This window comes from Streptomyces sp. NPDC054932 (assembly GCF_053610205.1).
In genome coordinates this window covers 1-7,600 of the sequence record NZ_JBSGXU010000286.1, presented here as the reverse complement: position 1 = coordinate 7,600, position 7,600 = coordinate 1, and the positions used below count along the sequence as shown (strand labels likewise).

The following is a 7,600-nucleotide window of genomic DNA, read 5'->3' as shown; positions in this document are numbered from 1 at the left end:
CGGCGACGACGTCGCCGTCGCCGTACTTGCCGACGGCGACCGTTTCGGCGAGAACGCCCTGCTGGACTCCGATGCCACGTGGGACTACACGGCGACCGCCGAGACCCCCGGCATCCTGCTCACCCTCTCCCGCGGCGATTTCGCCTCCGTGCTCGCCGCCGCACCGCAACTCCAGTCCCACATCGACCGGTTCAGCTCGCTCCCGCAGCAGCGCCAGAACCGGCACGGCGAGGCCGAGATCGCGATGTCGGCCGGCCACACCGGCGAGGCAGACCTGCCCGGCGCCTTCGTCGACTACGAGCTCAAGCCCCGTGAGTACGAACTCTCCATCGCGCAGACCGTGCTGCGCATCCACACCAGGGTCGCCGACCTCTACAACGGGCCGCACAACCAGACCGAGGAACAGCTCAGGCTCACCATCGAGGCGCTGCGCGAGCGCCAGGAGCACGAGCTGATCAACAACCGCGACTTCGGTCTGCTCCACAACGCCGCCTTCAAGCAGCGGATCCAGACCCACTCCGGCCCGCCGACCCCGGACGACCTCGACGAGCTGCTCTGCCGCCGCCGCGGCTCCAAGTTCTTCCTGGCCCACCCCCGGACGATCGCCGCGATCGGGCGCGAGTTCAACGCCCGCGGGCTCTACCCGGACCACGTCGACGTCGGCGGGCAGTCCGTCCCGGCCTGGCGCGGGGTCCCGATCCTGCCGTGCAACAAGATTCCGATCAGCAAGGAGAACACCAGCTCGGTCCTCGTCATGCGAACCGGCGAGGACAACCAGGGCGTCATCGGTCTGCGCCAGACCGGCCTGCCGGAGGAGTACGAGCCCGGTCTGTCGGTGCGCTTCATGGGGATCAGCGAGCAGGCGATCATCTCCTACCTGGTCACCACCTACTTCTCCGCCGCCATCCTGGTGCCCGACGCGCTCGGTGTGCTGGAGAACGTGCAGATCGCCCGCAGGCGGGACTAAGAGGACCTGCCCGACGGCCGCGACAGCCAGGACCTGTGCCTGTCCTGGCCCGCCGAGCACGCCCGGGATCCGGGACAGCCCACTTATCTCACCAAGGAGTTACGGATGCCCGATCCTGGGCCTTCCCCTCTGCAGTCGAGCCTGCCCGCAGCAGTGGTGTCCTTCGGGGCCCACATCCTCGCCAACGCCCTCGCCGCAGGCGTCGAACCAGCCGCCGGCGCCGGCCCCGTCGAGCCTGCTGCGCCTTCTCCGCCCGCGCTTCCCGCGGGTCCCCCCGTACTGCCCCCCGTACCGATCTCCGAACCCGTGCCCGTGCCCGTGGCCGACGGGAGCGCGGCCGCCGCCCCGCAGCCGAGTCCCGCCCTCGAACGGATCCTGCGCGGGCCCAGCGGTCTGGGCACGGCGAGCCTGCACTGGGCCCGGAGCGAGGAGCCCGCGGCGACCCGCGCGCCCGAGGCCCCGGCGCCCGCGGCCGGCAGACCGATCCCGGGGCTCTACCACCACCCGGTGCCCGAGCCCGATCCGGCGCGGGTGGAGGAGCTCAGCCGCAGGATCAAGGCCTGGGCGCTGGACGAGGTCGCGTTGTACCCGGACGACTGGGAGGACCAGTTCGACGGCTTCTCCGTCGGGCGCTACATGGTCGCCTGCCATCCCGACGCCCCCAGCATCGACCACCTGATGCTCGCCACCCGGCTGATGGTCGCCGAGAACGCGGTCGACGACTGCTACTGCGAGGACCACGGCGGCTCGCCCGTCGGCCTCGGCGGGCGCCTGCTGCTCGCGCACACGGCGCTCGACCCCGTCCACACGACGAAGGAGTACGCGCCGGAGTGGGAGCGGTCGCTCCTCTCGGACGCGCCGCGCCGTGCCTACCGCTCCGCCATGGAGTACTTCCTCCAGGCGAGCACCGCCTCGCAGGCCGACCGGTTCCGGCACGACATGGCCCGACTGCACATGGGCTACCTCGCGGAGGGGGCCTGGGCGCAGACGGAGTACGTCCCCGAGGTGTGGGAGTACCTGGCGATGCGGCAGTTCAACAACTTCCGCCCCTGTCCCACCATCACCGACTCCGTCGGCGGCTACGAACTGCCGGCGGACCTCCATGCGCAGCCCGCCATGCAGCGCGTCATCGCCCTCGCCGGGAACGCCACGACGATCGTCAACGACCTGTACTCCTACACCAAGGAACTGGCCAGTCCCGGCCGGCACCTGAACCTCCCGGTGGTGATCGCCGAACGGGAGAAGTGCTCCGAGCAGGACGCCTACCTGAAGGCGGTCGAGGTCCACAACGACCTCATGCGGGACTTCGAGACCGCGGCCGCCGAACTGGCCCTTGCCTGCCCGGTTCCGAGCGTCCAGCGCTTCCTGCGCGGGGTGGCCGTATGGGTCGACGGCAACCATTACTGGCACCAGACCAACACCTTTCGCTACAGCCTGCCCGATTTCTGGTAAAGATGGGAATTGTTCATGACTAGCATCGATCTCACCACCGCCGCCGGTATCCCCTCCGTGTTCATCCCCGGCCCGGTGACGCCCTATCAGGGGGACATCGCCCGCTACTGGGACCACGAGGCCAGGCCCGTGAACCTCCGTCTCGGTGATGTCGACGGCCTTTACCACCACCACTACGGCATCGGCGACATCGACCACGCCGCCCTCGGCGACACCGAGGACAGCGCATACGAGAAGAAGCTGATCGCCGAGCTGCACCGCCTGGAGTCGGCGCAGGCCGAGCTCCTCCTTGAGCACCTCGGCCCCATCGGGCGCGACGACACCCTCGTCGACGCCGGCTGCGGCCGCGGCGGCTCGATGGTGATGGCCCACCAGCGCTTCGGATGCAAGGTCGAGGGCGTCACCCTGTCCGCCAAGCAGGCCGACTTCGCCAACCGGCGCGCGCAGGAACTCGGCATCGAGGACCACGTCCGGGCCCGCGTCTGCAACATGCTCGGCACGCCGTTCGAGACCGGGCAGGCCGCGGGCTCGTGGAACAACGAGTCGAGCATGTACGTCGACCTGCAGGACCTGTTCGCCGAGCACTCCCGCGTCCTCGCGGTCGGCGGCCGGTACGTGACCATCACCGGCTGCTGGAACCCGCGTTACGGCCAGCCCTCGAAGTGGGTCTCCCAGATCAACGCGCACTTCGAGTGCAACATCCACTCCCGCCGGGAGTACCTGCGCGCGATGGCCGACAACCGGCTCGTGCCGCAGGCCGTCATCGACCTGACCCCCGAGACCCTGCCCTACTGGGAGCTTCGCGCCACGTCCTCCCTGGTCACCGGCATCGAGGAAGCGTTCATCAACTCCTACAAGGACGGCTCCTTCCAGTACGTCCTGATCGCGGCGGACCGTGTCTGACCGCATCTGACCGTGCCCGGCCGCGCCCTGATCGACGGCCGGCCGGAGGGCCGGGTCCGTGGCGGCGGCCTCGACCACCCGGCGAACCTGGCCCTTCGGGGCCTTCCGGGGCCCTCCGGCCCCGGGCCTTCCGGGCCGGTCAGTCCACGAGCACTCCGGGATTGAGGATGCCCCGCGGATCGAGTGCCCCCTTCGCCGCCCGCAGGGCGAGCGCAAAGGGCTCGGGGCGCTGGCGGTCGTAGCCCGGTCGGTGGTCCCGGCCGACGGCGTGGTGGTGGGTGATGGTGGCCCGGTGGCGGTGCAGCACCTCGCTCGCGACGGCCTTGAGATCGTCCCAGACGGCCACCTCGTCGCCGGCCCGGCCGGCCGCGAGGACGGTGAAGTAGGGCGCCGCTCCGTCCGGATACACGTGTGTCAGACGGCAGTTGACGGTCGCCGGGTGTCCGGTGGCCTTGACCGCTGCCGCACCGACCTCCCGGCGCACCTCGTCGATCAGGCCGGGGATCCGGTCCCAGGTGGCCGCCGTCTCGAAGGTCTCCGCTATCGCGCCCATCCTGGCCAGACCGTCGCGGAGGTAGGGCATCCGCAGGAAGGCCGAGCGCCAGGCGCTCACGGCCGCGTCGCCGTCGGGCTCCCTGTCGTCCGTACCGTCGTGCCGGCCCCCGTGCGAACGGGCCAGGGCGACGGCCCGTTCGAGCCGGGCGGCCACCGGTTCGTCCGCCGACTCGAACCCGAGGACCAGTACGGAGCTGCCGTCGTTCGCCGCGCCCGACAGCGCGGCCTCGCCGGAGTCCAGCAGTCGGCAGTTGGCGGGGGAGAGGTCGGACTGCGCGAGGGCGCGTACCGCCCGGAGGGCGTCCTCGAAGTCCGCGAAGGCGACCGCGGCGGATGCCTTGTGGCGGGGGCGTTCCTGCAGGCGGACCCATGCCTCGGTGATGACGCCGAGCGTCCCCTCGGAGCCCAGGAACAGCCGGTCGGGGGAGGGGCCCGCCCCGGAGGCGGGCAGCCGCCAGGAGCTGCTGGTTCCGGCCGGGGTGACGACGCGCAGCGACTGCACGAAGTCGTCGATGTGCGTACGGCCGGTGGCGTAGTGGCCGCCGGCCCGGGTGGCGAGCCAGCCGCCCAGGGTGGAGAACTCGAAGCTCTGCGGGAAGTGCCGCAGGGTGAGGCCGTGGGGCCGCAGCTGGTCCTCCAGACTCGGACCGAGGGTGCCGGCCTGGATGCGCGCCGCCCGGCCCTCGGTGTCGACCTCCAGGACGCGGCCCATGGCGGTCAGGTCGAGGGACATGACGGCCCGGTGGGCGTCGCCGCGGTACTCGACGCCGCCCGAGACCGAGGAGCCCCCGCCGTAGGGGACGACGGCGACCTGCCGCTCACCGGCCCAGTCCAGCAGATCGGCCACGCCCTGGTCGTCCCTGGGGCGGGCGACGAGGTCGGGGATGCGGCCGGGGTGTCCGCGCAGGGCGCGCACCACGTCGCGGTAGGCCTTGCCCATGGCGTGCGCGGCACGGTCCCCGGGATCGGCGGTGACCAGGTGGGCGAGGCTGCGCGGGGCTTCGGCGGCGGGGGCGGCGATGTCCAGGTCGCTCACGCGGGGCACGGGGAGCGGGCGGCCGAGGGTGCCGGGGATCAGGGCGCCCATCGCGGTGCATTCCGCGTCGTCGGGATGCGCGTCCGTCCAGCCCCAGCCCCACCAGGAGCGGGTGCGGGACGACGGCTGAGGGGTGGTGCCGGCCATGGAGGCGCTCCAGGGGTCGAGGTAATTTACCTAGCGGTAAATTACCTACTGATAATATCCCCGCATGGCAACCCCTTCCCCGAATTCCGCGAAGGCCGGCACCAAGGGAGTCCCGCGGCAGCACCGCCGTCAGCAGATGCTGGAGGCGGCCACGGAGGAGTTCGGCACCCACGGCTACGCGGCCGCGTCGCTCCCCGCGATCGCCGGTCGGGTGGGCGTCACCAAGACGCTGCTGCACCAGTACTTCGGCACCAAGGAGGACCTGTACGTCGCCTGCCTGGTCCCCGTCGGGGACCGGCTGCTGGAGACGATCCGCACGGCGATGGGCGACGGCGGGACCACGCCGCACACGCCGCTGCGCGTGCTGCACAGCATCTTCACGGCCCTGGAGGGCAGGCGGGAGGCGTGGTTCGTGCTCTACGACACCACGCTGCCGCCCGGCGGTGAAGCCGCGCGCCGGGCCTCGGAGTACTGGGCGGCCATCGACCGGCTCGCCGCCGGCGGTACCGCGGAACTGCTGCGTGCGGCCGGGTCCACGGACCCACTGGACGCCGACGCGCTCAAGTACGTCTGGCGGGACCTGGTGGCGACGCTCGTCCGCTGGTGGGTCAAGCATCCGGAGCAGACTCCGGCGGCCATGACGCAGCGCTGCGCCCGCCTCTTCGCGGCCGCCGCCACCCTCACCCCCGACGGCCGGACCCGCTGAGGGACCGCCGGGCGCGGGCCGGTGCGGCCCGGCGGGGCTACTTGGCGCGTTCCTGCTCGGCCTGCGCGGCCTGCGCGGCCTTCGCGGCCTTGAGCTTGCGCCACACGGTGCCCAGCGCCTCCAGGTCCTGCTCGTCGAGGAGCTCGGTGAAGACCGGGGCCAGGGCTTCGCGCCGGGTGGCGTCGGCCTCGGCGAACACCGTACGTCCCGCCTCCGTGAGGGAGACCTCCACCGATCGGGCGTCGCGCGCCGAGGGCGTGCGGGTCACCAGGCCGCGGTTCTGCAGGGCGTCCACCACGCGGGAGACCTGGCTGCGGCTGAGCAGGGTGCTGTTGCCGAGGACGGAGGCGGGCACCGGCTCGGGGCTGGACGCCAGCCACAGCATGACCTCGAACCAGGACACGGGGAGGTCGTGGGCCTTGACCAGGGCGCGGTCGACGCGGTCGGTCATGACGGTGCCGGCCCACACCAGCCCGTAGAAGGCGTAGTCGGCCGCCGGCATCTCGGCTTCGGTGAGCTTCTTCGGCATGGCGGCAGTCTAGAGCTTGCGTGCGCACGCACATAATTTTATAGTGTGTGTGCACGCACATAAATCACGTCCCGTGAGAGGCCCCGCCATGTCGACCGTCCCCACCACCCCCGGAACAGCCGCCCGCACCGTCCTGATCACCGGCACCTCCTCCGGCATCGGCCTGGCCGCCGCGATCGCCGCGGCCCGGGCCGGCTGGCGCACGGTCGCCACCCTGCGTGACACCGGCCGCGCCGACGCCCTGCGCAAGGCCGCCGTCGAGGCGGGGGTCGAACTCGACATCCGGCAGCTCGACGTCGTCGACGAGGCCTCCGTCGCCGCCGCGGTGGAGGGCGTCGTCGCCGACTACGGCCGGCTGGACGCCGTCGTGAACAACGCCGGCGCCGGGCACGTGGGCACCCTCGAGCTCGAATCCGTCGCCGACGTCCGTGAGGTCATGGAGGTCAACTTCTTCGGCGTGCTGAACGTCTCCAAGGCCGCCCTGCCGCACCTGCGGGCCACGGGTGGCCGCCTGATCACGGTCACCAGCGTCGGCGGGGTCATCGGCCAGCCCTTCAATGAGGCGTACTGCGCCGCGAAGTTCGCCGTGGAGGGGTACATGGAGAGCCTGGCCCCCGTCGCGGGCGCCGTCGGGGTGGGCGTCTGCGTCATCGAGCCCGGTGCCGTGGCGACGGAGTTCGTGAACAACATCGGCCTCGACCTCGAAGCCCGGATCGCCGCGGCCGGACCGTACTCCGACGCGCTGCGCCACTACGTCGACCGCACGGTCGGCCAGTTCCTGAACGGCGCGCAGACCCCGGACGGCGCGGCCGAGTCCGTCATGGAGGCGCTCACCGCCGAAAGCCCCGCGTTCCGCATCCAGACCTCGGAGTGGGCCCGCGGCTTCACCGGGACCAAGCTCGCCGACCAGGACGGCTCCGCGGTCGTCGGGATGACCGGCACCTGGGTCGCCTGACCCGCCGACCTGTGCTCCGTGCGGAACCGGGTCATCATGGCCGGAGGTGGACGAGTCTCCCGTGCGGCCCCCCGGCCGCGCAGGGTGGCCCGCCCGAGCCGGGAGGTGACCGTACGCATGGACGAATCGCGCAGGGCCTGGTTCATGATCGGCATCGTCGTTGCCGTCATCTTCCTGGACCTCATGGCCATCGTCCTGATGAACACCGTCGGACGCTGACCGTGTGACGGTCCGCCGCCGCGCCCGGGGATACCGGCGCGGGGGCTTTGGGCGCGGCCCCCCCCGGTGGGGGCTCCGCCCCCCGGCCCCCGCCCCCCCCTCTGGAACTCGTGCCACCCCCCAAGACCCCC

Annotated in this window: 7 protein-coding genes; 5 read left to right on the top strand and 2 right to left on the bottom strand. The window is 71.9% G+C overall.

Annotated features, from left to right (window positions below; all coding sequences use genetic code 11):
- The 3 genes from ACWGE1_RS38825 to ACWGE1_RS38815 form a co-directional block, all read left to right on the top strand.
- On the top strand, positions 1-967 hold a 967-nt coding region (locus ACWGE1_RS38825), incomplete at its 5' end, for a family 2B encapsulin nanocompartment shell protein (protein ID WP_453425182.1).
- A 105-nt stretch (positions 968-1,072) separates the two neighbouring features.
- Positions 1,073-2,419 (top strand): family 2 encapsulin nanocompartment cargo protein terpene cyclase, encoded by a 1,347-nt coding sequence (locus ACWGE1_RS38820; protein WP_453425181.1) that lies wholly within the window; start codon positions 1,073-1,075, stop codon positions 2,417-2,419.
- A gap of 15 nt (positions 2,420-2,434) precedes the next feature.
- Positions 2,435-3,322: a geranyl diphosphate 2-C-methyltransferase gene (locus ACWGE1_RS38815; RefSeq protein WP_453425180.1), complete on the top strand. Its 888-nt coding sequence runs from the start codon at positions 2,435-2,437 to the stop codon at positions 3,320-3,322.
- 139 nt (positions 3,323-3,461) lie between these two features.
- Here the strand turns inward: ACWGE1_RS38815 and ACWGE1_RS38810 are convergent, their stop codons facing one another.
- The gene (locus tag ACWGE1_RS38810; RefSeq protein WP_453425179.1) at positions 3,462-5,060 is read right to left on the bottom strand and encodes an FAD-binding oxidoreductase; all 1,599 of its coding nucleotides are present in this window, start codon (positions 5,058-5,060) and stop codon (positions 3,462-3,464) included.
- A gap of 64 nt (positions 5,061-5,124) precedes the next feature.
- On the opposite strand from ACWGE1_RS38810, the gene ACWGE1_RS38805 reads away from it, so the two are divergent.
- The gene (locus tag ACWGE1_RS38805; RefSeq protein ID WP_453425178.1) at positions 5,125-5,766 is read left to right on the top strand and encodes a TetR/AcrR family transcriptional regulator; all 642 of its coding nucleotides are present in this window, start codon (positions 5,125-5,127) and stop codon (positions 5,764-5,766) included.
- Between the two features lie 37 nt (positions 5,767-5,803).
- On the opposite strand, the gene ACWGE1_RS38800 is transcribed toward ACWGE1_RS38805, so the two are convergent.
- Positions 5,804-6,295: a MarR family winged helix-turn-helix transcriptional regulator gene (locus ACWGE1_RS38800; RefSeq protein WP_453425177.1), complete on the bottom strand. Its 492-nt coding sequence runs from the start codon at positions 6,293-6,295 to the stop codon at positions 5,804-5,806.
- An 88-nt stretch (positions 6,296-6,383) separates the two neighbouring features.
- Here ACWGE1_RS38800 and ACWGE1_RS38795 point away from each other — a divergent pair, with 88 nt between their 5' ends.
- The gene (locus ACWGE1_RS38795) at positions 6,384-7,250 is read left to right on the top strand and encodes an SDR family NAD(P)-dependent oxidoreductase (protein WP_453425176.1); all 867 of its coding nucleotides are present in this window, start codon (positions 6,384-6,386) and stop codon (positions 7,248-7,250) included.
- The last annotated feature ends 350 nt before the right edge of the window (positions 7,251-7,600 follow it).

Bases quoted from the DNA above. Each gene is read 5' to 3' on its own strand.
- ACWGE1_RS38820 (WP_453425181.1), top strand. From the start codon at position 1,073: ATGCCCGATCCTGGGCCTTCCCCTCTGCAGTCGAGCCTGCCCGCAGCA.
- ACWGE1_RS38815 (WP_453425180.1), top strand. From the start codon at position 2,435: ATGACTAGCATCGATCTCACCACCGCCGCCGGTATCCCCTCCGTGTTC.
- ACWGE1_RS38805 (WP_453425178.1), top strand. From the start codon at position 5,125: ATGGCAACCCCTTCCCCGAATTCCGCGAAGGCCGGCACCAAGGGAGTC.
- ACWGE1_RS38810 (WP_453425179.1), bottom strand. From the start codon at position 5,060: ATGGCCGGCACCACCCCTCAGCCGTCGTCCCGCACCCGCTCCTGGTGG.
- ACWGE1_RS38800 (WP_453425177.1), bottom strand. From the start codon at position 6,295: ATGCCGAAGAAGCTCACCGAAGCCGAGATGCCGGCGGCCGACTACGCC.
- ACWGE1_RS38795 (WP_453425176.1), top strand. From the start codon at position 6,384: ATGTCGACCGTCCCCACCACCCCCGGAACAGCCGCCCGCACCGTCCTG.